This is a genomic window from Nocardioides sp. Soil_C_8 (assembly GCF_057656315.1).
On the sequence record NZ_JBDGKQ010000003.1, the window covers coordinates 527,185 to 550,246 of the forward strand.

The 23,062-nt window shown below is 73.6% G+C and carries 21 protein-coding genes and 1 pseudogene; 19 read left to right on the forward strand and 3 right to left on the reverse strand.

The window, feature by feature from the left end; genetic code table 11:
• Positions 1-98 precede the first annotated feature (98 nt).
• Together AC3A3L_RS15990 and AC3A3L_RS15995 are read right to left on the reverse strand one after the other, a co-directional pair.
• A complete protein-coding gene (locus AC3A3L_RS15990; protein WP_487641027.1) occupies positions 99-746 on the reverse strand; it encodes a DUF3060 domain-containing protein in 648 nt (215 codons plus the stop codon).
• Between the two features lie 46 nt (positions 747-792).
• Positions 793-1,524: a VOC family protein gene (locus AC3A3L_RS15995; RefSeq protein WP_487641028.1), complete on the reverse strand. Its 732-nt coding sequence runs from the start codon at positions 1,522-1,524 to the stop codon at positions 793-795.
• A gap of 32 nt (positions 1,525-1,556) precedes the next feature.
• Between AC3A3L_RS15995 and AC3A3L_RS16000 the strand changes: the two genes are divergently transcribed.
• Positions 1,557-2,021: a VOC family protein gene (locus tag AC3A3L_RS16000; protein ID WP_487641029.1), complete on the forward strand. Its 465-nt coding sequence runs from the start codon at positions 1,557-1,559 to the stop codon at positions 2,019-2,021.
• 10 nt (positions 2,022-2,031) lie between these two features.
• Here the strand turns inward: AC3A3L_RS16000 and AC3A3L_RS16005 are convergent.
• Positions 2,032-3,155 (reverse strand): annotated as a pseudogene (locus AC3A3L_RS16005) (acetyl-CoA hydrolase/transferase family protein).
• Positions 3,156-3,337: 182 nt separating this feature from the next.
• On the opposite strand from AC3A3L_RS16005, the gene AC3A3L_RS16010 reads away from it, so the two are divergent.
• The 18 genes from AC3A3L_RS16010 to AC3A3L_RS16095 all read left to right on the forward strand — a co-directional run bounded on the left by AC3A3L_RS16010 (position 3,338) and on the right by AC3A3L_RS16095 (position 23,048).
• Positions 3,338-4,996: an ABC-F family ATP-binding cassette domain-containing protein gene (locus tag AC3A3L_RS16010; protein ID WP_487641030.1), complete on the forward strand. Its 1,659-nt coding sequence runs from the start codon at positions 3,338-3,340 to the stop codon at positions 4,994-4,996.
• 128 nt (positions 4,997-5,124) lie between these two features.
• The gene (carA, locus tag AC3A3L_RS16015; protein WP_487641031.1) at positions 5,125-6,276 is read left to right on the forward strand and encodes a glutamine-hydrolyzing carbamoyl-phosphate synthase small subunit; all 1,152 of its coding nucleotides are present in this window, start codon (positions 5,125-5,127) and stop codon (positions 6,274-6,276) included.
• 1 nt (position 6,277) lies between these two features.
• Positions 6,278-9,604 carry a carbamoyl-phosphate synthase large subunit gene (gene carB / locus AC3A3L_RS16020; RefSeq protein WP_487641032.1) on the forward strand — a complete coding sequence of 1,109 codons (3,327 nt, stop codon included), beginning with the start codon at positions 6,278-6,280 and terminating at the stop codon, positions 9,602-9,604.
• A 2-nt stretch (positions 9,605-9,606) separates the two neighbouring features.
• Entirely contained in the window at positions 9,607-10,638 is a 1,032-nt protein-coding gene (locus AC3A3L_RS16025; protein WP_487641033.1) for a quinone-dependent dihydroorotate dehydrogenase, read from the forward strand.
• Entirely contained in the window at positions 10,631-11,497 is an 867-nt protein-coding gene (locus AC3A3L_RS16030; protein WP_487641034.1) for an iron-sulfur cluster-binding protein, read from the forward strand. Before AC3A3L_RS16025 ends, AC3A3L_RS16030 begins: the two co-directional genes overlap by 8 nt.
• Entirely contained in the window at positions 11,494-12,333 is an 840-nt protein-coding gene (locus tag AC3A3L_RS16035) for a nitronate monooxygenase (RefSeq protein ID WP_487641035.1), read from the forward strand. The genes AC3A3L_RS16030 and AC3A3L_RS16035 overlap by 4 nt, the downstream gene beginning before the upstream one ends.
• Entirely contained in the window at positions 12,330-13,154 is an 825-nt protein-coding gene (pyrF, locus tag AC3A3L_RS16040; RefSeq protein WP_487641036.1) for an orotidine-5'-phosphate decarboxylase, read from the forward strand. Before AC3A3L_RS16035 ends, pyrF begins: the two co-directional genes overlap by 4 nt.
• Positions 13,151-13,603, forward strand: coding sequence for a hypothetical protein (locus AC3A3L_RS16045; RefSeq protein WP_487641037.1), 453 nt, complete (start codon positions 13,151-13,153; stop codon positions 13,601-13,603). The genes pyrF and AC3A3L_RS16045 overlap by 4 nt, the downstream gene beginning before the upstream one ends.
• 152 nt (positions 13,604-13,755) lie before the next feature.
• Positions 13,756-14,079 (forward strand): integration host factor, actinobacterial type, encoded by a 324-nt coding sequence (gene mihF / locus AC3A3L_RS16050; protein ID WP_135840118.1) that lies wholly within the window; start codon positions 13,756-13,758, stop codon positions 14,077-14,079.
• Positions 14,076-14,699: a guanylate kinase gene (gene gmk / locus AC3A3L_RS16055; RefSeq protein WP_487641038.1), complete on the forward strand. Its 624-nt coding sequence runs from the start codon at positions 14,076-14,078 to the stop codon at positions 14,697-14,699. Before mihF ends, gmk begins: the two co-directional genes overlap by 4 nt.
• A gap of 15 nt (positions 14,700-14,714) precedes the next feature.
• Positions 14,715-15,026 (forward strand): DNA-directed RNA polymerase subunit omega, encoded by a 312-nt coding sequence (rpoZ, locus tag AC3A3L_RS16060; RefSeq protein ID WP_172261153.1) that lies wholly within the window; start codon positions 14,715-14,717, stop codon positions 15,024-15,026.
• Between the two features lie 13 nt (positions 15,027-15,039).
• On the forward strand, positions 15,040-16,257 hold the full coding sequence (gene coaBC, locus AC3A3L_RS16065) for a bifunctional phosphopantothenoylcysteine decarboxylase/phosphopantothenate--cysteine ligase CoaBC (protein WP_487641039.1): 1,218 nt from the start codon (positions 15,040-15,042) through the stop codon (positions 16,255-16,257).
• 72 nt (positions 16,258-16,329) lie between these two features.
• Positions 16,330-17,532 (forward strand): methionine adenosyltransferase, encoded by a 1,203-nt coding sequence (gene metK / locus AC3A3L_RS16070; RefSeq protein ID WP_487641040.1) that lies wholly within the window; start codon positions 16,330-16,332, stop codon positions 17,530-17,532.
• A 163-nt stretch (positions 17,533-17,695) separates the two neighbouring features.
• Complete coding sequence (locus AC3A3L_RS16075) at positions 17,696-19,705, forward strand: primosomal protein N' (RefSeq protein ID WP_487641041.1); 2,010 nt, start codon at positions 17,696-17,698, stop codon at positions 19,703-19,705.
• 114 nt (positions 19,706-19,819) lie between these two features.
• Positions 19,820-20,365, forward strand: coding sequence for a peptide deformylase (def, locus tag AC3A3L_RS16080; protein ID WP_487641042.1), 546 nt, complete (start codon positions 19,820-19,822; stop codon positions 20,363-20,365).
• A gap of 13 nt (positions 20,366-20,378) precedes the next feature.
• Positions 20,379-21,320: a methionyl-tRNA formyltransferase gene (fmt, locus tag AC3A3L_RS16085; protein WP_487641043.1), complete on the forward strand. Its 942-nt coding sequence runs from the start codon at positions 20,379-20,381 to the stop codon at positions 21,318-21,320.
• Entirely contained in the window at positions 21,317-21,730 is a 414-nt protein-coding gene (locus AC3A3L_RS16090; RefSeq protein ID WP_487641044.1) for an MmcQ/YjbR family DNA-binding protein, read from the forward strand. The genes fmt and AC3A3L_RS16090 overlap by 4 nt, the downstream gene beginning before the upstream one ends.
• Complete coding sequence (locus tag AC3A3L_RS16095) at positions 21,723-23,048, forward strand: RsmB/NOP family class I SAM-dependent RNA methyltransferase (RefSeq protein ID WP_487641045.1); 1,326 nt, start codon at positions 21,723-21,725, stop codon at positions 23,046-23,048. Before AC3A3L_RS16090 ends, AC3A3L_RS16095 begins: the two co-directional genes overlap by 8 nt.
• Positions 23,049-23,062 lie beyond the last annotated feature (14 nt).

Here is a 23,062-nt window from a genome sequence, read left to right on the forward strand (position 1 = left end):
CTGGCCAGCGCGGGGGAAGTGGCGGCAGATGACGTGCCTGTCGGGCGTCTGGATGCGACGTGCCGCCACCCCGCGGACGAGTGGCGGCACGAGCCGGCTCAGCGGCGCCGGCGCGGGCGCAGGTCGAGGACGTTGTCGTTGCCGCGGGCGCGGAGCGTCGTACGACCGCGGGAGACCGTGACGGCGTTGCGGTCGCCGGTGAGCACGAGCTTGTCGGCCCGCCGGAGGGACACCACGTTGTCCGAGCCGGTGACCCGCGTGCGGTAGGCCTTGCGAGCAGTCAGGGCGTCGGCGCCGCGCAGGCGAGCCACGTTCACGACGTCGGCCGTCAGGGTCGACGAGGTGCTGGACAGCTCCACCGACTCGACGAGGCCGGAGACGGTCACCGTGGTGCCGGCGCCGGTGACGGTGAGGGACCGCGCGGACGGCGTGGTGAGGCTGTTGCCGGCCCCGGTCACCTCGACGTCGAGGAGCGGCTTGGCGGTCACCGCGTTGCCCGCGCCCTCGAGGACGAGGCGGGTGGCGGCCGGCATGGTGACGGTCGCGCGGTCGGCGCTGACCCGGACCACGCCGCACGTGCCGTGCAGCTCGTAGGTCACGTCGTCCCACGGCAGCACCGTCTCGGCGCCGATCTCGCACTGCACGGGCAGGGCCGGCGCGTCGGCGTGAGCGGGGGCCACGGCGGCGGCCGGTGCGAGCGCGGCCGTGAGCGCGAGGACGGGCAGGACGCGGTGGCGAGAAGTCACATACCGACAGTACGCACGGTGGGGCTCGAGTGGGCGGTGGGGTCGGTCACACGCCGCCGGCGCGACCGGTGGCCGGGTCGCGGTCGGTCAGGCAGTAGACCTGGCCGCCCGGTGCGGTCAGCACGGTCCAGAACGCGTTGATCGACACGACCTCCGCGCCCAGCCCGACGTGGAGGGCGGTGTCGGCCTCCCGGTCGGCGGTGGCGAGGTCGGGGTGCGCCCGGACCGGAGCGTCGGGCTCGTCGAGGCGCTGGAGCAGGATCCGCGGCCGCCCGTTCTCGACCAACAGGGTGAACTCAGGGAGGCTGCCGACCTGCGGACCGCGGCCCGTCAGCGCAGCCCAGAAGGCCACCTCGGACTCCCAGTGGGCGGCTGGGATGTCGATGCACACCTGGTCGAGGAGGGTCGCCCCGTCGCGGACCAGGCTCGGTTCGCCGTCGAGCAGCGTGTGGCAGAAGACGAGGCCGCCGGGCGAGCGCATCACCTCGACGTCGTGGTAGGTCCAGGCGGACGTCGCGCCGAGGTCGCGGGCCCGCTCGACCGTGGCCGGACGGTCGCCCGAGTCGAGGTCGAGGTGCACGCCTGCCGGCCCGTCGACGGCCTGCAGCTTGAGGTACGACGCACCTGCCGGTGGTAGCAGCGTGAGGAACTGACCGTCCTCGCCGCGTCGCTCGGACGGCGTCCAGCCGGTGACGGCCGACCAGAACGCGACAGCCTCCGCGAAGGAGCCCGCGGGGGTGTCGAGGAAGACCTGGATCCACTCGGGTCGAGCGCTCATGACGTGATCCTCACACGCCGTAGGGTCGGGTGATGGTCACCCCTCCAGCCGGCCACGCCCATCCCGCCGACTTCCCGCCGGCCGTCCCGCAGCTGCTGCACACCGTCCTCGACGCGCGTGACGTGCGCCGTGAGGCGGAGTTCTGGCGGATGCTGCTCGGGCTGGTCTACCGCCCGGGCGACGAGGCGCCGGACGAGGGCGCCGACGGCGACGACGACGACAAGGACTGGCTGGTGCTCACCCACCCGGACGGTAGGCGTGCCCTGGCGGTGCAGCAGGTCGAGGAGCTTCCGCCGAGCCGGTGGCCCGAGCCCGGGCACCCGTCGGTGTCGCACCTCGACACCACCGTCCCGTCGCGGTCCGCGCTGGACGCCGTGCACGACCTGGTCCTCGAGCTGGGCGGCGAGCTCCGATTCGACCGGACCGACGACCCCGAGGAGCCGCTCCGGGCCTACGCCAGCCCCGAGGGCCACATCTTCTGCGTCTTCGTCGCCTGACGACGCACGATCACGCCAGCCCGAGCCCGCGCGCCTCCTCCCGGAGGTCGTCGCGGACCCGCGGGTGGGCGGCGTGCTCGATCAGGTTGCGCGCCTGCTCGCGCTCGCTGCGACCCCACATCCAGGCGATGCCCTGCTCGGTGACCACCGCGCCGTGCTGGAACGACGTCACCGGCTCGTCGACCAGCGGCACGATCGTCGAGACGTCGGCGCGCGGGTGCCAGCTGCGCAGGGCCATGAACGCCCGGCCGCCGGGCGAGTGGCTGGCGCCCACGGTGAAGTCGGTCTGGCCGCCGAACCCGCTGTAGATCCGGGTGCCGATCCGCGACGCGTTGGCCTGGTCGAACAGGTCGACCTGCAGCGCCGTGTTGATCGACGTCATCGCCGGCTGCTGGGCGATCGCGGCGGGGGAGTTGGTGGTCTCCGTGCGCAGCATCCGCACACGTGGGTTGTCGCCGACCCAGTCGTAGAGCTCCTGGCTGCCGAACACGAACGACGTACGCACCGGGGTGCCGCGGTCGAGCGCACCGGCCTGCTCCAGCACGAGCACCCCGTCGCTGAACATCTCCGTCCGCACCTTCAACCCGCGGCGTTCGAGGACGCCGCCGATCGTGGCGTCGGGCACCTCCCCGATGCCGGCCTGGAGGGTCGCCCCGTCGCCGATCTCGGCGGCCACGCGGGCGCCGATCAGCCGCGCCTCGTCGCTCGGCGGACGGGCGACGTGGGTGGTCAGCGGAGCGTCGACCTCGACCCCGAGGTCGACGGCGTCGATCGGGAGCACTGCGTCGCCGAAGGTCCACGGCATCCGCGGGTTGAGCTGCGCGACTACGAGCGCACCTCGCTCCGGAAGAGCCGCGGCACCATCGACAGCCGACAGGGGACGTACGCCAGCCGGGGGTGACGGCGGAAACCGGGCCCGACGAACGTCGTCTCCGGCGCGATGCCGTCGTGCAGCGGGAGGTCGTGCTGGGCGTTGAGCACGTGCAGGCGTGCAGCCGCGAGCTCCGCCAGCAGCGGGGCGAGCAGCGCCACCGGGGTGGCGAAGTTGCCGCTGGCCACGACCCGGGGCCGATCGAGGGACCCGCAGTGCTCGTGCACCTCGCGGACGGCCCGCTCGACCTCGACGACGCGCATGCGACCACCCATGGCCCCAGCGTGGCAGCCGCCGTCGGTTAATCGGTGGGCCTTCCGGCCCGGACCACGTAGGCTCTTGGTCATCATGTGGATCCAGGACTGACCCGACTCGCGTCCGCGGCGGCGCACCAGTGCGCCCGAGGCCCGGCGAGTCCTCCCAGACCCTGTCGAAGGACCTCCGCATGCCTGCCTCCCACTCGTCGTCAGCCGCCCTCCCCGGCGCCACCACCTCGTCCGGCCTCGCACCTCTCGTCGTCTCGGGGCTGTCGGTGACCTATCCCGACCGCACGGTCCTGTCCGGGGTCGACCTGCTCGCCCAGCCGGGCCGCCGCATCGGCCTCGTCGGCGAGAATGGAGTCGGCAAGTCGACGCTCCTTCGCGCGGTCGCGGGGCGGCTCCCGGCCCGGGCGCGCGTTGCCGGGACGGTCACCGCTCCCCACGACCTGGTGCTGCTCGGCCAGGAGCCGCCGTTCCCTGACACCGCCACCGTCGCCGACGTGCTCGCCATGACGCTCGCACCCCTGCGGACGGCCGTCGCCGACGTCGAGCGGCTCGCCGCCCATGTCGGCACACCCGAGGGTGACACGGCGTACGAGCGGGCGCTCGAGGCGGCCCTCGTCCACGACGCGTGGGACGCCGACCGTCGCGCCGAGGTCGCGGCGGCCCGGCTCGGGCTCGCCGAGCTCGGGTCCGACCGGGTCGTCGGCACCCTCTCGGGCGGCCAGCGCACCCGGCTCGCGCTCGCGACGATCATGACCACCCGCCCGGCCTGCCTGCTGCTCGACGAGCCGACCAACCACCTCGACGACGACGCCATCGACGTCCTCACCGGGTTCCTCCGCGAGCTGCCCGGGGTCGTCGTGCTGGCCAGCCACGACCGGGTGCTGCTCGACGACGTGTGCACCGACCTGGTCGACCTGGACGCCGGGGAGCTGGGCACCGACGGCCAGGGTGGCCGCCGCTTCGGTGGTGGGTGGTCGGACTACGAGGCTGCCCGCGCCGATGCCCGTCGGCGTTGGGAGGAGACCTTCGCCGCCCAGCAGGAGGAGATCGCCCGGCTCCGCGACGCCACCCGCATCGGGACGTCGGCGATCGCGCACGACAGGGGTCCCACGGACGGCGACAAGTACATCTACTCCTTCAAGGGCGGGCGGGTGGACCAGACGCTCGCCCGCCGCAAGAAGGACGCGCAGCGCCGGCTCGAGGTCGCCGAGCGCGACCAGGTCCGCAAGCCGCCGGCTCCGCTCACCTTCCGCGGCGACCTGACCTCACCGGCGACCGGGCGCCTGGTGCAGGTCCGTGACCTCGAGGTGGCGGACCGGGTGCGCGTCGAGCGGCTCGACCTGGCCGCGGGGGACCACCTGCTGCTGACCGGTGCCAACGGGTCGGGCAAGTCCACCCTGCTCGGCGTCCTGTCCGGGCGCGTGGCGCCCACGGGCGGCACGGTCGTCGTCCCGGCCCGTACCGTCCGCGAGCTCACCCAGGACCCGGAGGTGCCCGACCGCACCCGCTCCGCGCTGGCGACGTACGACGACGCGGTGCGGCACCTGCCCGACGCCCCCGCGCTGCGGGACCTGGGCCTGCTGCACCCGCGGGACCACCGCACGCCCGTCGGCAGCCTGTCGGTCGGCCAGCGGCGACGGCTCGGCCTGGCAGTCGCTATCGCCGCCGCGCCCGACCTCCTGCTGCTCGACGAGCCCACCAACCACGTCTCGCTCGCGCTCGCCGGAGAGCTGGAGGAGGCGCTCGCGACCGCGCCGGGAGGCGTCGTCCTCGCCTCCCACGACCGCTGGCTGCGGCGCCGCTGGGACGGGCCGGAGCTGACGCTCACGCCGTGGTGAGGCGGTGCGGCGGTGCTGTCTCGACAGGCCGACGCGATGCCGGCCGGGAGCGCCGGCGCTGGTAGGGTCGGCGACGGCTCGAACATCCTTTAACGATCCGTCCCGTGAGGCGGAGAAGGAGGTACGGCATGGCTCTGCCTGCCGAGAATCAGACGTCGAATCAGACCGCAGCGCTCCTGGTCCTCGAGGACGGGCGCACCTTTCGCGGTGAGTCGTTCGGGGCCGAGGGCGAGACCTTCGGCGAGGCGGTCTTCTCCACCGGCATGTCCGGCTACCAGGAGACGTTGACCGACCCCAGCTACCACCGCCAGGTCGTCGTGATGACGGCCCCCCACGTCGGCAACACCGGCATGAACGACGAGGACACCGAGTCCTCGCGGATCTGGGTCGCCGGCTACGTCGTGCGCGACCCGGCCCGCGTGCCGTCCAGCTGGCGCAGCGTGCGCAGCCTCGACGACGACCTGCGCGACCAGGGTGTCGTGGGCATCAGCGGAGTGGACACCCGCGCACTGACCCGCCACCTGCGCGAGCGCGGTGCGATGCGTGTCGGCATCTCCACGACCGAGACCGACCCCCAGCGCCTGCTGGACCGGGTGCTGGAGTCGGGCGAGATGGCCGGCGCCAACCTGAGCGAGGCCGTGTCCACGCAGGAGGCCTACGTCGTCCCCGCGGTCGGCCCGAAGCGCTTCACCGTCGCCGCCGTCGACCTGGGCATCAAGTCGAACACCCCGCGGATGATGAGCGAGCGCGGCATCGAGGTGCACGTGCTCCCGGCCACGGCGAGCATCGAGGACGTCCGGGCGGTCGGCCCCGACGGGCTGTTCTTCTCCAACGGACCCGGCGACCCCGCGGCCACCACAGGGCAGGTGCAGCTGCTGCAGGACGCGCTGCGCGCCGGCATCCCCTACTTCGGCATCTGCTTCGGCAACCAGCTCTTCGGCCGGGCGCTCGGCTTCGGCACCTACAAGCTGAAGTACGGCCACCGCGGCATCAACCAGCCGGTGATGGACCGCACCACCGGCAAGGTCGAGGTCACCGCCCACAACCACGGCTTCGCCGTCGACGCACCGCTCGAGGGATCCACCACGACCGAGTTCGGCCAGGTGACCGTCAGCCACGTGTGCCTCAACGACGACGTCGTCGAGGGGCTCGAGCTGCGGGACCCCGACGGCCGGCTCACCAGCTTCTCCGTCCAGTACCACCCCGAGGCGGCCGCCGGCCCCCACGACGCGGCGTACCTCTTCGACCGCTTCACCGCGCTGATGGAAGGGAAGGCCTGAGATGCCGAAGCGCACCGACATCCAGAGCGTCCTGGTCATCGGCTCCGGGCCGATCATCATCGGCCAGGCCTGCGAGTTCGACTACTCCGGCACCCAGGCGTGCCGGGTGCTGCGGCAGGAGGGCCTGCGGGTCGTCCTGGTGAACTCCAACCCGGCCACGATCATGACCGACCCCGAGTTCGCCGACGCGACCTACGTCGAGCCGATCACGCCCGACTACGTCGAGAAGGTCATCGCCAAGGAGCGCCCCGACGCGCTGCTCGCCACCCTGGGTGGCCAGACCGCGCTCAACTGCGCGATGGCCCTCGACAAGGCCGGGGTCCTCGACAAGTACGGCGTCGAGCTGATCGGCGCGTCCATCGAGGCGATCGAGCGCGGTGAGAACCGCCAGCAGTTCAAGAAGATCGTCGAGCAGCTCGGTGGGGAGTCCGCCCGCAGCGTCATCTGCCACTCGGTGGACGACCTGCTCGCCGCCGCCGACGACCTCGGCTACCCGATGGTGGTCCGCCCGTCCTTCACGATGGGCGGCACCGGGTCCGGCATGGCCTACGACGAGGCCGACCTGCGCCGCATCGGCGGCGCGGGGCTCGACGCCAGCCCGACCACCGAGGTGCTCCTCGAGGAGTCCATCCTCGGCTGGAAGGAGTACGAGCTCGAGGTGATGCGTGACCGCGCCGACAACAGCGTGATCGTCTGCTCGATCGAGAACCTCGACCCGATGGGCGTCCACACGGGCGACTCGATCACGGTCGCGCCGGCCATGACGCTGACCGACCGCGAGTACCAGAAGATGCGCGACCTCGCGATCGGCATCATCCGCGCCGTCGGGGTCGACACCGGTGGCTGCAACATCCAGTACGCCGTCAACCCGGCCGACGGGCGCCTCATCGTCATCGAGATGAACCCGCGCGTCTCGCGGTCCTCCGCCCTCGCGTCGAAGGCCACCGGCTTCCCGATCGCCAAGATCGCGGCCAAGGTGGCGATCGGCTACACCCTCGACGAGATCCAGAACGACATCACCGAGGAGACGCCCGCCTCCTTCGAGCCGACGCTCGACTACGTCGTGGTCAAGGTGCCGCGGTTCGCCTTCGAGAAGTTCCCCGAGGCCGATCCGACGCTCACCACCCACATGAAGTCGGTCGGCGAGGCGATGGCGATCGGCCGCAGCTTCACCGAGGCGCTGCAGAAGTCGCTGCGCTCGCTGGAGAGCAAGCACGCGCCGTTCGACTGGCACAAGGAGTACGTCGAGCTCGACAAGGCGTCGCTGCTCGAGGAGATCAAGGTCCCGCACGACGGCCGGCTCAAGAAGGTCATGGACGCGATCCGGGCCGGCGCGACGCCGGAGGAGATCTTCGACGCGACCGCCATCGACCCGTGGTTCGTCGACCAGCTCGCGCTGATCAACGAGGTCGCCGTGCAGCTCATCGAGGCGACCGAGCTGACCCCGGACCTGCTGCGCCTCGCCAAGCGGCACGGCTTCTCCGACGAGCAGGTCGGCAAGATCCGCGGCCTGTCCGCCGACGTCGTCCGCGGCGTCCGGCACGCCCTCGGCATCCGGCCGGTCTTCAAGACCGTCGACACCTGCGCCGCCGAGTTCGCCGCGCGCACGCCGTACCACTACTCGTCCTACGACGAGGAGACCGAGGTGCAGCCCCGCGCCGAGGGCAAGGAGGCCGTCATCATCCTCGGCTCCGGGCCCAACCGCATCGGCCAGGGCATCGAGTTCGACTACAGCTGCGTGCACGCCTCGCTGGCGCTGGCGGAGGCCGGCTACGAGACGATCATGGTCAACTGCAACCCGGAGACGGTGAGCACCGACTACGACACCTCCGACCGGCTCTACTTCGAGCCGCTCACGCTGGAGGACGTCCTCGAGATCGTCCACGCCGAGCAGCAGGCCGGCCCGGTGGCCGGTGTCGTGTGCCAGCTCGGCGGGCAGACACCGCTCGGCCTCGCGCAGGGCCTCGCCGACGCCGGCGTGCCGATCGTCGGCACCACCCCGGAGGCGATCCACCTCGCGGAGGAGCGCGGCGCCTTCGGCCGGGTCCTCGCCGACGCCGGCCTCCCGGCGCCCAAGCACGGCACCGCGACGTCGTACCCCCAGGCGCAGCGGATCGCCCACGAGATCGGCTACCCCGTGCTCGTGCGGCCGTCCTACGTCCTCGGCGGGCGCGGCATGGAGATCGTCTACGACGACGCCGCCCTCGAGCACTACCTCGAGCGCTACGTCGCCAACGGGCTCATCAACGAGCGCCAGCCGGTGCTGGTGGACCGCTTCCTCGACGACGCGGTGGAGATCGACGTCGACGCGCTGTTCGACGGCGAGGAGCTCTTCCTCGGCGGCGTGATGGAGCACATCGAGGAGGCCGGCATCCACTCCGGCGACTCCTCGTGCGCGCTGCCGCCGATCACGCTGGGCCGCGAGGAGATCGACCGGATCCGCCGCTCCACCGAAGCCATCGCCCGCGGGCTCGGGGTGCGGGGGCTGCTCAACATCCAGTTCGCGCTCGCCTCGGACGTGCTCTACGTCCTCGAGGCCAACCCGCGCGCGTCGCGGACGGTGCCGTTCGTGTCCAAGGCCACCGCCACGCCGCTGGCCAAGGCCGCGGCGCGGGTCATGCTGGGGGAGTCGATCGCCGACCTGCGCTCCGCCGGCGTGCTGCCCGCGGAGGGCGACGGCGGGCACCTGCCCGACGGCTCACCGATCGCGGTCAAGGAGGCGGTCATGCCCTTCGACCGCTTCAAGACCTCCGACGGCCGCACCGTCGACGCGCTGCTCGGCCCCGAGATGCGCTCGACCGGCGAGGTGATGGGCTTCGACGCCTTCTTCGGCACCGCCTTCGCCAAGGCGCAGGCCGCGGCCTACGGGTCGCTGCCGCTGTCGGGCAAGGTCTTCGTGTCCGTCGCCAACCGCGACAAGCGGCACATGATCTTCCCGGTCAAGCAGATCGCCGACATGGGCTTCGAGATCCTCGCGACCGCTGGCACCGCCGAGGTGCTGCGCCGCAACGGCGTCGAGGCCACGGTGGTGCGCAAGCAGTCCGAGGGCGAGGGCCCGGGCGGCGAGCGCACGATCGTCGGGCTGATCCGCGACCGCGAGGTCGACCTGGTGATCAACACGCCCCACGGAGCCACCAGCGGCGGGTCGCCGCGCGCCGACGGCTACGACATCCGCACGGCCGCGGTGCTCACCGACATCCCGTGCATCACCACCATCCAGGGCCTCGGGGCCGCGGTGCAGGGACTGGAGGCGATGCGCCGCGGCGACATCGGCGTCCGCTCGCTGCAGGACTGGGCGGCGCTCGCGAGCACCGGCGGGGACTCCTGACGGTGCGGCCCTACGACGTCCTCTTCGAGCAGGCGCTGACCCGGGTCGACCCCGAGCGCATCCACCACGCGGCGTTCCGGGCGATCCGGGCGGCCGCACACGTCACGGCGCGGGCGGTCCGGCTGCCGTCGGCGCCGGTGCGGGCACTCGGGCTGACGTTCCCGCACCCGCTCGGCCTCGCCGCCGGCTTCGACAAGAACGCCGTCGGGATCGACGGGCTGGCCGCCCTCGGGTTCGGTCACGTCGAGATCGGGACGGTCACCGGCGAGGCGCAGCCGGGCAACCCGCAGCCGCGGTTGTTCCGGCTCACCGACGACCGGGCGATCGTCAACCGGATGGGCTTCAACAACGACGGTGCCGAGGTGGTCGCCCGGCGGCTCGCGGACTGGCGCGCCGGAGGCGGGTCGACGATCCTCGGAGTCAACATCGGCAAGACCAAGGTCGTGCCCGAGGACGAGGCAGCCCGTGACTACGAGAAGTCGGCCGGGTTGCTCGCCCCCTTCGCCGACTACCTCGTCGTCAACGTCTCCTCGCCCAACACGCCCGGCCTGCGCGACCTCCAGGCCGTGGAGAAGCTCGAGCCGATCCTGGCAGCCGTCCGCCGGCGCGCCGACGACGTGCGCCCCGACGACCGGGTGCCGCTGCTGGTGAAGATCGCCCCCGACCTCAGCGACGACGACGTGCTCGCCGTCGCCGACCTCGCGCTCGCCACCGGGCTCGACGGGATCATCGCCACCAACACGACCATCAGCCGCGACGGGCTCGCGACCCCGGTGCCCCAGGTCGAGGAGGTCGGGGCCGGCGGCCTGAGCGGACGGCCGCTCACCCCGCGCTCGGAGGACGTCGTACGCCTGCTGCGCGACCGCGTCGGTCCCGACCTCACGCTGGTCGGCGTCGGTGGCATCACCACCGTCGACGACGCCCGGCGCCGGCTCGCCGCCGGCGCCGACCTGCTGCAGGGCTACACCGCGTTCGTCTACGAGGGTCCGCTCTGGCCCCGGCGCATCGTGCGAGGTCTCGCCACGGATGGCTGACGAGCGGGGATCCGTCCACCCCCACGTGCGCCCCCACGTGCACCCGAGCGTGCACGTCGACGGCGAGGTGGTGGCCACCAAGCGCGTGGGCGGCTACCGCCACCTGACCCTCACCGCGCCGGGCGTCCCAGAGCGGTTCCGGGCGGGCAACTTCGTCGCGGTCAGCGTGGCGGGGCACGTGGCGCGACGAGCGCTGTGGGTGCACCGGGTCCGGGCGTCCAGCGCGTTCGGTCCCACGCTCGACGTCGTCGTCGAGGCGCGGGGGAGCGGCACCGAGTGGCTCGTCGCCCAGCCGGTCGGCGCTCGGATCGCGATCACCGGTCCGCTCGGCCGCCCGTTCGCGCTGCCCAAGGACGCCGTGTCGTGCCTGCTCGTCGGGGAGGGCTACGCCGCGGCCCCGCTCTTCCCGCTCGCCGAGCGTCTCCGCGAGCGCGGCTGCGCCGTCTCCCTGGTCGTCTCCGCGCCCGACGAGGCGCGCCTGCTGTCCGCGCTGGAGGCACGGCGTTCGGCCCGGTCGGTCACCGTCCTCACCGCCGACGGGTCCGTCGGGCAGCGCGGGAGCGTCGCCGACCACGTCGACGACCTCGTCCGGCGCAGCGACGCCGACGTCGTCTACGCGGCCGGCCCCCAGGCCGTGCTCCGCAGCGCGGCCGCGGCGGCCGAGCGCGCGGGCGCATGGAGCCAGGTCGCGGTGGAGACCCCGACGCCGTGCGGCACCGGCCTCTGCCACGGGTGCCCCCTGCCCGTCGTCGGTGAGGACGGCGTGGAGCGGGTCGTCCGGGCCTGCGCCGAGGGTCCCGTCGTGCGCGGCGACCGGATCCGGTGGGACGCACTGCACGACGGAGGGCAGGCACGGTGAGCGCGCAGCTGCCCGGCCCCGTCATGGTCGCTGCCGGGTGCGGCGGCACCGGTCGCGAGCTCGAGCCGTACGCCGGTCCCGACGGGCTGGCCGGCCTCGACCTCGTCACCCGCTCGATCACCCTCGACGCCCGCGCCGGCGGTCCCGGGCCACGCGTCGTGGAGGTGCCCGGCGGCCTGGTCAACGCCGTCGGCCTGCCCAACCCCGGGCTCGAGCACTTCCTCGCCACCGAGCTGCCCTGGCTGGTGCGCGCCGGCGCACGCGTCTTCGTCTCGATCGCCGGCTCCACGATGGGGGAGTACGCCGACCTCGCGCGCCGCCTCAGCCGCGCGCCGGGCGTCGCCGGGCTCGAGGTCAACGTCGGTGCCCCCGACGAGGTGGGCGCCGGCCTGTTCGAGGTCCGCGAGCCCTACCACTCGGCCAGCGTCATCGCGGCCGTGCGCCGCGAGTTCCCCACCGACCGGCCGGTCCTGGCCAAGCTGCGCCCCGACGTCTCGCGGATCGTCGAGGGCGCACGCTCGTGCCACGAGGCCGGAGCGACCGCGGTCGTCGTCGGCAACGCCGTACCCGCCGCGTTCCCCGACGGACGGGCCGGCGGCCTCAGCGGCCCCGCCGTCGCCCCGGTCGCGCTGCGCTGCGTCGCCGAGGTGCACCGGGTCCTGCCCGACGTGCCCACCATCGGGTGCGGCGGCGTGCACGACGTCCGGTCCGCCAACGCCTACCTCGACGCCGGCGCGAGCGCCGTCCAGGTCGGCACCGCACTGCTGCACGACCCGACCACCGTGGCCCGGCTGCGGTCCGCGCTCTCGCCCAGACACCACCAGGAGGACGCATGACCCCCTTCGGCACCCGCCTCGCCCATGCGATCGAGGAGCGCGGGCGCTTCTGCGTCGGCATCGACCCGCACGCGGCGCTGCTGCACGAGTGGGGCCTGGCCGACGACGTGGCCTCGCTCGAGAGGTTCGCGCTCACCGTGGTCGAGGCGGTCGCGCCGGTCGTCGGCGTCGTGAAGCCGCAGAGCGCGTTCTACGAGCGCTTCGGCAGCCGCGGCGTCGCCGTCCTCGAGCGGGTGGTGGCGGAGTCGCGTGCCGCGGGGGCACTGGTGCTGATGGACGCCAAGCGGGGCGACATCGGCTCCACCAGCCAGGCCTACGCCGACGCCTACCTCGACCCCAGCTCCCCGCTCGGCTCCGACGCGGTGACCGCGAGCCCCTACCTGGGCTTCGGCTCGCTCGACCCGATGGTCGAGGCGTGCCGCCGCCACGGCGGCGGGCTGTTCGTCCTCGCCCTGACCTCGAACAAGGAGGGCCCCGAGGTGCAGCACGCCCGCACCGGTGACAGCACGGTCGCCGGGACGGTGCTCGCGCACCTGCGTGTCGCCAATGCGGGGGCGGAGCCGGTCGGGTCATTCGGGGCGGTCGTGGGCGCCACGATCGGCGACACCGACGAGGACCTCGACGTCAACGGACCACTCCTCGTGCCGGGCTACGGCGCCCAGGGCGGCACGGTCGACGACATGGCGCGCATCTTCGGCTCGGCCGCCCGGTGGGCGCTGCCCAGCTCCTCGCGCGACGTGCTGCGCGCCGGGCCCGACGTGGGAGCGCTCCGTGACGCCGCCCTGCGCGGCAACGACGCCGTGCGAGGCTTGGGGGCGTGAAGCTCCGCGGCCCGGCAGTCCTCCTCGCCGTGGCCTGCGCGACCGGCCTCGCGGTGACCGGTTGCACCAGCGAGCCCCAGGACGACTACTGCGCGGCGGTCGAGGACCACCAGGCCGACCTCAGCGACGTCGCCGCCTCCGACGACGCGGGCGCGGTGTTCGACGCGCTGGACGACTACGAGGAGCTCGCCGAGCAGGCGCCCCGCGACATCGCCGACGAGTGGTCGGCCGTCGTGCGGCCGCTGCGAGCCCTCGAGGAGGCGCTCGACGCCCACGACGTCGACCCGTCGACGTACCGGGCCGACAAGCCTCCGGCCGGGCTCGACCCCGACGCGCGCGAGGACATCGAGGCGGCCGCCCGCGCCGTCGGGGCGCAGCGGACCGTCGAGGCGATGGCCGCTGTCGAGCAGCACGCGCTCGACGTGTGCGGGACCCCGCTGTCGCGCTGACCGCCCGATCACATGGTGAACGTCACGTCCCGGGCCCCGGCCGCGCACCCGATTGCCCGACCGGACGCGACCTGACTAGATTGATCCGCACTCGTCCGGGTCTCCGCCCGGCGCCCGTCCGACCCTCGTCCGACCCCAGAAGGATCGCTTTCGTGGCCTTGCCCCCTCTGACGCCCGAGCAGCGCCAGGCAGCCCTCGACAAGGCTGCGGCCTCCCGACGCGAGCGGGCCGAGGTGAAGAACCGCCTCAAGAACTCCGGCGGCTCCATCGTCGACGTGCTGCACGAGGGCCAGACCAACGAGGTCATCGGCAAGATGCGCGTCGTCGAGCTCCTCCAGTCGGTGCCCGGCCTCGGTCGCGTCCGCGCGCGCCAGGTGATGGAGCGCCTCGGCATCGCCGAGAGCCGACGGGTCCGCGGACTGGGCGTCAAGCAGGTCGCCGCGCTCGAGCGTGAGTTCGGCCCCGACGCCTCGTGACCCACACCGCTGAGACCCCGGCAGCCGGCTCGACCGGCAACACCCCCACCCGCTCGCGGCTGATCGTCCTCGCCGGCCCGACGGCCGTCGGCAAGGGCACGGTCGCCGCCGCGGTGCGCGAGACGCACCCCGAGGTGTGGCTCTCGGTCTCGGCCACCACGCGCAAGCCGCGCCCCGGCGAGGAGAACGGCGTCCACTACTGGTTCGTCTCCGACGAGGAGTTCGACGCCATGGTGGAGAAGGGCGACCTGCTCGAGTGGGCCGTGGTCCACAAGGCCGCCCGCTACGGCACGCCCCGCGGCCCCGTCGACCTCGCGCTGGCGTCCGGCCAGCCGGCCATGCTGGAGATCGACCTCCAGGGCGCCCGCCAGGTGCGCGAGACGATGCCCGAGGCGCTGTTCGTCTTCCTCAAGCCGCCGTCGTGGGAGGAGCTCGTACGCCGCCTCGTCGGCCGCGGCACCGAGACCGAGGCCGAGCGGGAGCGTCGTCTCGAGACCGCGCGCGCGGAGCTGGCCGCCGAGAGCGAGTTCGACGTCACCATCGTCAACCACGAAGTTCACGCCGCTGCCGACGAGTTGGTAACCTTGATGGTCGGTCCTGCTCCATCCACATCTGACTAGCGAGGCACCCACACCGTGGCTTCTCCCACCATCGCCGCCGAGGGCGTCACCAACCCCTCGATCGACGACCTGCTCACCAAGACCGACAGCAAGTACAAGCTGGTGCTCTACAGCGCCCAGCGTGCCCGCCAGATCAACGCCTACTACTCCCAGCTCGGCGAGGGCCTGCTGGAGTACGTCGGCCCGCTCGTCGACACCCACGTCCAGGAGAAGCCGCTCTCGATCGCGCTCCGCGAGATCAACGACGACCTCCTGACCTGCGAGGACATCGACCCCGCCGCCGAGGCCGCTGCCGCCGAGGCTGCTGCCGGCGACGCCACGGAGTGACGCGAGCCTCCCGATGACCGTGAGGGTCGTCCTGGGGGTCTCCGGCGGGATCGCGGCCTACAAGGCCTGCGAGCTGCTCCGCCGGTTCACCGAGTCGGGGCACGACGTCACCGTCGTGCCCACGGCGTCGGCGCTGGAGTTCGTCGGCGCGCCGACCTGGTCGGCGCTGTCGGGCAAGCCCGTCGCCACCGACGTCTGGACCGACGTCCACGCCGTGCCCCACGTCCACATCGGCCAGCAGGCCGACGTGGTCGTGGTCGCACCGGCGACCGCCGACCTGCTCGCGCGGGCGGCACACGGCCTCGCCGACGACCTCCTCACCAACACGCTCCTCACCGCCCGCTGCCCGGTGGTCTTCGCCCCGGCGATGCACACCGAGATGTGGGAGCACCCGGCCACGCAGGCCAACGTGGCCACCCTGCGCGAGCGCGGCGCGCTCGTGATCGAGCCGGCCGTCGGCCGCCTCACCGGCGCCGACACCGGCAAGGGCCGGCTGCCGGAGCCGGGCGAGATCTACGAGCTGGTGCGCGGGCTCCTCGACCGCGGGGCCGACGCCGCCCAGGACCTCGCCGGTCGCAAGGTCGTCGTCTCGGCCGGCGGCACCCGCGAGTACCTCGACCCCGTCCGGTTCCTCGGCAACCGGTCGTCGGGGCTGCAGGGGTACGCCCTCGCCCGGGCCGCCGCCTCGCGCGGCGCCCACGTCACCCTGGTCAGCGCCAACGTGACCCTGCCCGACCCGGCCGGCGTCAACGTCGTACGCGTCGAGACGACCGAGCAGCTGCGCGAGGCGGTCGTCGCCGCGACCGCCACCGCCGACGCGGTCGTCATGGCAGCGGCGCCGGCCGACTTCCGGCCCACGGCGGTGAGCGAGGCCAAGATCAAGAAGGCCGACGACGGGTCCGCGCCGGCCATCGAGCTGGCGCAGAACCCCGACATCCTCGCCGAGATCTCCCACGACCGCGTCCGCGAGGGCGCCGTCATCGTGGGCTTCGCCGCCGAGACCGGCGACGCCACCGGCTCGGTGCTCGACCTCGGGCGGGCCAAGCTGGCCCGCAAGGGGTGCGACCTCCTCGTCGTCAACGACGTCAGCGGGGGTGCCGTCTTCGGCAGCGCCGACAACGAGGCGGTCGTCCTGGCCGCCGACGGAGCGGCCGTCGAGGTCCCGCGCGGCTCCAAGACCGCGCTCGCCCACGTCATCTGGGACGAGGTCGCCCGGCGATTCGTCGGGTGAGACACACGTCCCGGATGCTGGTCGACGGGTACGTTCCAATCCGACCGTTCCAGAGAAGAAGCGAGTGACGACGTGGCAGGACGCCTCTTTACCTCCGAGTCCGTGACCGAGGGTCACCCGGACAAGATCGCCGACCGCATCAGCGACTCGGTGCTCGACCACCTGATGGCCGAGGACCCGGACAAGGCCAACCTGCGGGTGGCGGTCGAGACGCTGCTGACCACCGGGCTGGTCGTCGTCGCCGGCGAGGTCCGCACCCAGGCCTACGCGCCGGTCGCCGACATCGTCCGCAAGGCGATCCTCGACATCGGCTACGACTCCTCCGACAAGGGCTTCGACGGCCACACCTGCGGCGTGCAGGTGGCGATCGGCGCCCAGTCCAGCGACATCGCGGCCGGCGTCGACGCCGGCCACGAGTCGCGGGTCGGCGCGTCGGAGGACGAGCTCGACAAGCGCGGCGCCGGCGACCAGGGGCTGATGTTCGGCTACGCCTGCGACGACACCCCGCAGCTGATGCCGCTCCCGATCACCATCGCGCAGCGGCTCGCCCAGCGCCTCACCGAGGTCCGCAAGGACGGCACGCTCGGCTACCTGCGGCCCGACGGCAAGACCCAGGTCACGATCGAGTACGACGAGGACGACCGTCCGCTGCGCATCGACACCGTCGTCCTCTCGACCCAGCACGACCCCGACGTCGAGCACGCCACGCTCGAGGCCGACATCAAGCAGCACGTGATCGACCACGTGCTCGCCGACGTCGACCTGCCCTCGGACGGCTACCGGATGCTGGTGAACCCCACCGGCACGTTCGTCATCGGCGGCCCGATGGGTGACGCGGGCCTCACCGGCCGCAAGATCATCGTCGACACCTACGGCGGCATGGCCCGCCACGGCGGCGGCGCCTTCTCCGGCAAGGACCCGTCGAAGGTGGACCGCTCGGCCGCCTACGCGATGCGCTGGGTCGCCAAGAACGTCGTGGCCGCCGGCCTCGCCAGCCGCTGCGAGGCCCAGGTCGCGTACGCCATCGGCAAGGCCGCGCCCGTGGGTGTCTTCATCGAGACGTTCGGCACGGGCGTCGTCCCGGACGAGAAGATCCAGGACGCGGTCCTCGAGGTCTTCGACCTCCGCCCCGCCGCGATCATCCGCGACCTCGACCTGCTGCGCCCGATCTACGCCCAGACCTCGGCCTACGGCCACTTCGGTCGCGAGCTGCCCGAGTTCACCTGGGAGAAGACCGACCGCGCCGACAAGCTGAAGGCCGCCGCCGGCATCTGACCGGCTGCCTGCTGCTGGCCCCTGTCGAGCTGTTGGCGCCCGCCCTGCGCAGTTTCCCCGCTCGAGCGGGGAAACCGACTCCTGGAGGCCTTTGCAAAGGCCTCCAGGAGCAAGAACTCCCCACCAAGTCCGGCTGTCGGGGCCCGCTGACAGAATCTGCCGCATGACGTCCCACGAAGCCCCGGAAGCCGAGATGCTCCCGGGGCTTCGTGCTGCCGTCGACGACGCGCGGGCCAAGGCGGCCGCCACCCGGCGCCGCAAGGCAGCGGCCTGGCAGCCCGCCGAGTCCGACCCGGTCGCCCGCGTCCTGGTCGACATCGCGCTGGCCCACCTCGACCGCCCGTTCGACTACGCCGTCCCGACCGCCATGGCGGAGACCGCCGTCCCGGGCGCCCGGGTCAAGGTGCGCTTCGCCGGCCAGGACGTCGACGGCTACGTCGTCGAGCGCACCAGCCACACCGACCACACCGGCAACCTCCAGCCGCTGCGCCGGGTGGTGAGCCCGGAGCCCGTGCTCGCGCCGGAGATCGTCGCGCTGAGCGAGACCCTGGCACGGAGGTACGCCGGCGCGCGCTCCGACGTGCTCCGCCTCGCCGTGCCGCCCCGGCACGCTGCGACGGAGAAGGCCGTGTCGACACCAGCGCCCGCAGCTCCGGCGGTCGACGGGCCGACGACCTGGGCCGGGGTCGCGCACGCAGACGCTTTCCTCCGCCACCTCGCGTCCGGCGGGTCGCCCCGAGCGGTCTGGGCGGCGGCCCCCGGGGACGACTGGCCCGCAATGGTCGCCGAGGCGGTTGCGACGACGTACGCCGCCGGGCGGGGCGCGCTCGTCTGCGTGCCGGACCGGCGTGACGTCGCCCGGGTCGGCGCCGCGCTGGCGGCGCGGCTGGGGGAGGGGCACCACGTCTGCCTGACCGCCGACGGCGGCCCGGCCGCGCGCTACCGCGACTTCCTCGCCGTGTCCCGCGGAGCGCGGCGCATCGTGGTCGGCACGCGCTCCGCCGCCTTCGCGCCGGTCGAGGATCTTGGGCTCCTGGTGCTCTGGGACGACGGCGACGACCTGCACGCCGAGCCGCGAGCCCCCTACCCGCACACCCGCGAGGTGCTCGTGGTCCGCGCCGAGCAGCAGGGGACGGCGGCGTTGCTCGGCGGGGTCGCCCGCAGCCCGGAGGCGCAACAGCTGGTCGCCGGCGGGTGGGCGCACGAGCTGGCGGTCCCACGTGAGGTGCTGCGACGCCGGGCCCGGGTCGAGGTCGTGCCGGCCGAGGACCGCTCCGTCGGCACCCGCGTCCCGCGCGCCGCCTACGACGCCATCCGGCGAGGCCTTGCGGCCGGTCCCGTGCTCGTGCAGACGCCCCGGGCCGGTTACGCCGCCTCCCTGGCCTGCGACACCTGCCGAGCGCCCGCGCGCTGCACCGTCTGCACCGGTCCGCTGGTCGTGGACGGCCCTGCGGTCCCGCCGCGCTGCCGGTGGTGCGGCCACGTCGAGGCGGCCTGGGCGTGCCCCACCTGCGGTGGCCACGGACTGCGCGCGCCGGTGCGCGGTGAGGCCCGGACGGCGGAGGAGCTGGGCCGGATGTTCCCCGGCACCACCGTCCGCAGCTCCAGCGGCGAGCGGGTCGTCGACCGCGTCGGCGAGTCGGCCGACCTCGTCGTCGCCACCGTGGGGGCCGAGCCGGTCGCCGACGAGGGCTACGCAGCGGTCGTCGTCCTCGACACCTGGCTGAGCCTGGCGCGCGACGACCTCCGGGCGGCCGAGGAGGCACTGCGCCGGTGGCTCAACGCGGCCGCGCTCGTGCGGCCGGGAGGCCACGTCGTCGCGGTCGGCGACCCGGCCCACCCTGCGCTGCAGGCCCTCGTGCGGTGGGACCCGGCCGGTTTCGCCCGCCGGGAGACCCACGAGCGGTCGCAGGCGCACCTCCCACCGGCAGCACGGCTGGCGACGGTCACCGGCGATCTCGGTGCGCTCGACGACGTCCTCCACCTGCTCGACCTGCCCGCCGGTGCCGAGGTGCTCGGCCCGGTCCCGGCCGACGACGAGCACCGCGTCCTGCTCCGCGTGCCCCGCTCGAGCGGTGAGGCGCTGTCCCGCTCGCTGTGCGACCTCCAGCGGGTGCGCTCGGCCCGCAAGCTCGACCCCGTCCGCATCCAGGTCGACCCGCTGACCATCTGACCGACGGGTCCCGGCGACCGGCCGCCATGAGCGACCGCGGGGTGCCTCCCTAGACTTGGCCACTGCCCGATCGCCCACCCCGCCCCGACCGACCCAGCCGAGCGAAGGAGCTCCGTGGCCGTCCAGCCCATCCGTCTCTTCGGTGACCCGGTGCTGCGCCAGCGCGCGGTGGAGGTCGACGACTTCGACCGTGAGGTCCGCCAGCTCGTCACCGACCTGACCGACACGATGCTCGCCGCCCCGGGCGCGGGCCTCGCGGCGCCGCAGATCGGCGTTGGCCTGCGGGTGTTCACCTGGAACGTCCACGGCGAGGTGGGCCACCTGGTCAACCCCTCGCTCCAGCTCTCCGACGAGACGCAGGACGGGGCGGAGGGGTGCCTGTCCCTGCCCGAGCTCACCTACGACTGCCTCCGCGCGCTGTCGGTGGTCGCGACCGGCTTCGACATGTACGGCGAGCCGCAGCGGATCGAGGCGTCGGAGCTGCTCGCCCGCGCCATGCAGCACGAGACCGACCACCTCGACGGCATCCTCTTCATCGACAAGCTCGACACCGCCGCGCGCAAGGCAGCGATGAAGGAGATCCGCGAGTCCGAGTGGTTCGGCCTCGAGCGGCCGACGGTCCGGCTCAGCCCCCACCCGACGAACGGATTCGCCCGATGAAGGTCCCCACCTGATGCGCGTCGTCTTCGCCGGCACCCCCGAGGTCGCCGTGCCTGCGCTCGACGCCGTCGCCGCCAGCCGCCACGAGCTGGTCGGCGTCGTCACCCGGCCCGACGCCCCGAGCGGGCGCGGACGCAAGCTGGTCGCCAGCCCGGTCGCCCAGCGCGCGGAGCAGCTCGGCGTACCCGTCCTGAAGCCCGAGCACCCGCGCGACCCGGACTTCCAGCAGGCGCTGGCCGCCCTGCGTCCCGACGCCTGCCCGGTGGTGGCGTACGGCGCCCTGCTCCCGCAGTCGGCGCTCGACCTGGTGCCGCACGGCTGGATCAACCTGCACTTCTCCGTGCTGCCGTCGTGGCGCGGCGCGGCCCCCGTGCAGCACTCGCTCTGGGCGGGCGACGAGGTCACCGGCGCGACCACCTTCCGGATCGTCAAGGCGCTCGACGCCGGACCGGTCTTCGGGGTGATGACCGAGCGCGTGCGGCCCACCGACACCGCCGGAGACCTGCTCGCCCGGCTCGCCGAGGGGGGAGCGGGCCTGCTGGTGCAGACCCTCGACGGGATCGAGGACGGCACCCTCGAGGCGCGCGAGCAGCAGGAGGACGGCGTCTCCTTCGCCCCCAAGATCCTCGTCGACGACGCACGCATCGACTGGACCCACCCGGCGGTCGCCATCGACCGGCAGGTCCGCGCCTGCGACCCCGCCCCCGGCGCGTGGAGCACCTTCGAGGGCGAACGGATCAAGATCGGTCCGGTGCGACCGGTGGAGCGCGAGCCGCTGCGACCGGGCGTCCTCGAGGTCACCAAGAACGCCGTGCTCGTCGGCACCGGCACCACGCCGGTCGAGCTCGGTCAGGTCAAGGCGTTCGGCAAGAAGCAGATGGGTGCCGCCGACTGGGCCCGCGGTGTGCGGCTCCAGTCCGGGGTCCGCCTCGGCGACCAGGACCCGCCCGCGTGAGCCGGCCCGCTCGCCCCGAGGACGTCGACGAGATCTGCGGCAGCCTGCCGGAGACCGAGCTCGGCATCTCCTGGGGCGACCGGCCGACCTGGAAGGTGCCGCGCGGCGACAAGGGCAAGGGGTTCGTCCTCTACCGCGCGCCGCACAGGACGGCCGTCGACCCCGCGACCGGGGAGATGTACGACGACCTGGTCGTGATCACGACGCCGACCGAGGTGGAGAAGCACGCACTCGTGGCGGACGAGTCGACGCCGTTCTTCACCATCGACCACTTCCGGGGCTACGCCGCCGTGCTCGTGCAGCTGTCGCGGCTCGGGGAGATCGACCGTGACGAGCTCGAGGAGATCATCACCGACGCGTGGGCGGCGAGGGCGCCGAAGAGGCTCGTCAAGGAGCACCTCGGTGGGTGACCGCCGCCGTCCGGTCGACAAGGCGCGCCGTGCCGCGCTCGACGTGCTCACCGCCGTCCGCACCGACGACGCCTACGCCAACCTCGTGCTGCCCCAGGTGCTGCGCAAGCACGGGCTCACCGGCCGCGACGCCGCGCTGGCCACCGAGCTGTCGTCCGGGGCGATCCGCATGCACGGGCTGTACGACGCCGTGATCGACGCCTGCCTCACCAAGCCGCGGCTGCAGCCGGAGGTGCGCGACGTGCTGCGGCTGGGGACGCACCAGCTGCTCTCGATGCGGGTCCCGGACCACGCCGCGATCTCGACCAGTGTCGACCTGGTCCGGGCCACCGTCGGTCAGGGGCCGGCCGGACTGGTCAACGCCGTCCTCCGAAAGATCAGCAGGCGGGACCTCGCCGGCTGGGTCGCCGAGGTCGCCCCCGACGAGGAGCAGGACCCGCACGGCCACCTGGCCGTCGCCCGCTCCCACCCCCGCTGGGTCGTCGAGGCGCTCGGGGAGGCGCTGAGCGGGGCGCTGGGCGACGATGACGAGCTCGACGCGCTGCTGGAGGCCGACAACGCCCCGCCGCGGGTCACGCTGGTCGCCCGCCCCGGCATGGCGACCGTCGAGGAGCTCGAGGCCGCCGGCGGCACCCGCACCGGCCGCTCGCCGTACGCCGTCACGCTGGGCGGCGGTGACCCGGCCGCGGTCCCGGCGGTCGCCGAGGGACGCGCCGGCGTCCAGGACGAGGGTTCGCAGCTCGTCGGGCTCGCGCTCTCCGAGGCCGCGCTCGAGGGCCGCGACGAGCGGTGGCTCGACCTGTGCGCCGGCCCGGGCGGCAAGGCAGCCCTCCTGACGGCCCTCGCCGCCGAGCGCGGGGCCGTGCTCGTCGCCAACGAGCGGCAACCGCACCGGGCCGCGCTGGTCGCCTCCGCCCTCCGCGCGACGCCGGACGGCGCCGCGCACGTGCTCGCCGGCGACGGCATGCGCCCCGCGTGGCTCCCCGGCACGTTCGACCGGGTGCTCGTCGACGCGCCGTGCTCGGGGCTGGGTGCACTGAGGCGACGTCCCGAGTCGCGCTGGCGGCGTACACCCGAGGACGTCGAGGAGCTCGTCGCGATCCAGCAGGTGCTGCTCGATTCCGCGCTGGAGTCGGTGCGCCCGGGCGGTGTGGTGGTCTACGCGACCTGCTCGCCGGTGGTCGCCGAGACGAGCGACGTCGTGCGCGACGTCCTCGCCCGCCGCGGCGACACCGACGAGGTCGAGCGCTTCCAGCTGTGGCCGCACCGCGACGGCACCGACGCGATGTTCGCGGCCACCCTGCGCCGACGGACCTGACGGCAGCGAGCGAC

Coding starts and splice junctions, on each gene's coding strand:
- fmt (WP_487641043.1), top strand. CDS start 20,379: ATGCGCGTCGTCTTCGCCGGCACCCCCGAGGTCGCCGTGCCTGCGCTC.
- AC3A3L_RS16075 (WP_487641041.1), top strand. CDS start 17,696: ATGACGTCCCACGAAGCCCCGGAAGCCGAGATGCTCCCGGGGCTTCGT.
- AC3A3L_RS16010 (WP_487641030.1), top strand. CDS start 3,338: ATGCCTGCCTCCCACTCGTCGTCAGCCGCCCTCCCCGGCGCCACCACC.
- pyrF (WP_487641036.1), top strand. CDS start 12,330: ATGACCCCCTTCGGCACCCGCCTCGCCCATGCGATCGAGGAGCGCGGG.
- AC3A3L_RS16030 (WP_487641034.1), top strand. CDS start 10,631: ATGGCTGACGAGCGGGGATCCGTCCACCCCCACGTGCGCCCCCACGTG.
- coaBC (WP_487641039.1), top strand. CDS start 15,040: ATGACCGTGAGGGTCGTCCTGGGGGTCTCCGGCGGGATCGCGGCCTAC.
- AC3A3L_RS15995 (WP_487641028.1), bottom strand. CDS start 1,524: ATGAGCGCTCGACCCGAGTGGATCCAGGTCTTCCTCGACACCCCCGCG.
- carA (WP_487641031.1), top strand. CDS start 5,125: ATGGCTCTGCCTGCCGAGAATCAGACGTCGAATCAGACCGCAGCGCTC.
- AC3A3L_RS16000 (WP_487641029.1), top strand. CDS start 1,557: ATGGTCACCCCTCCAGCCGGCCACGCCCATCCCGCCGACTTCCCGCCG.
- carB (WP_487641032.1), top strand. CDS start 6,278: ATGCCGAAGCGCACCGACATCCAGAGCGTCCTGGTCATCGGCTCCGGG.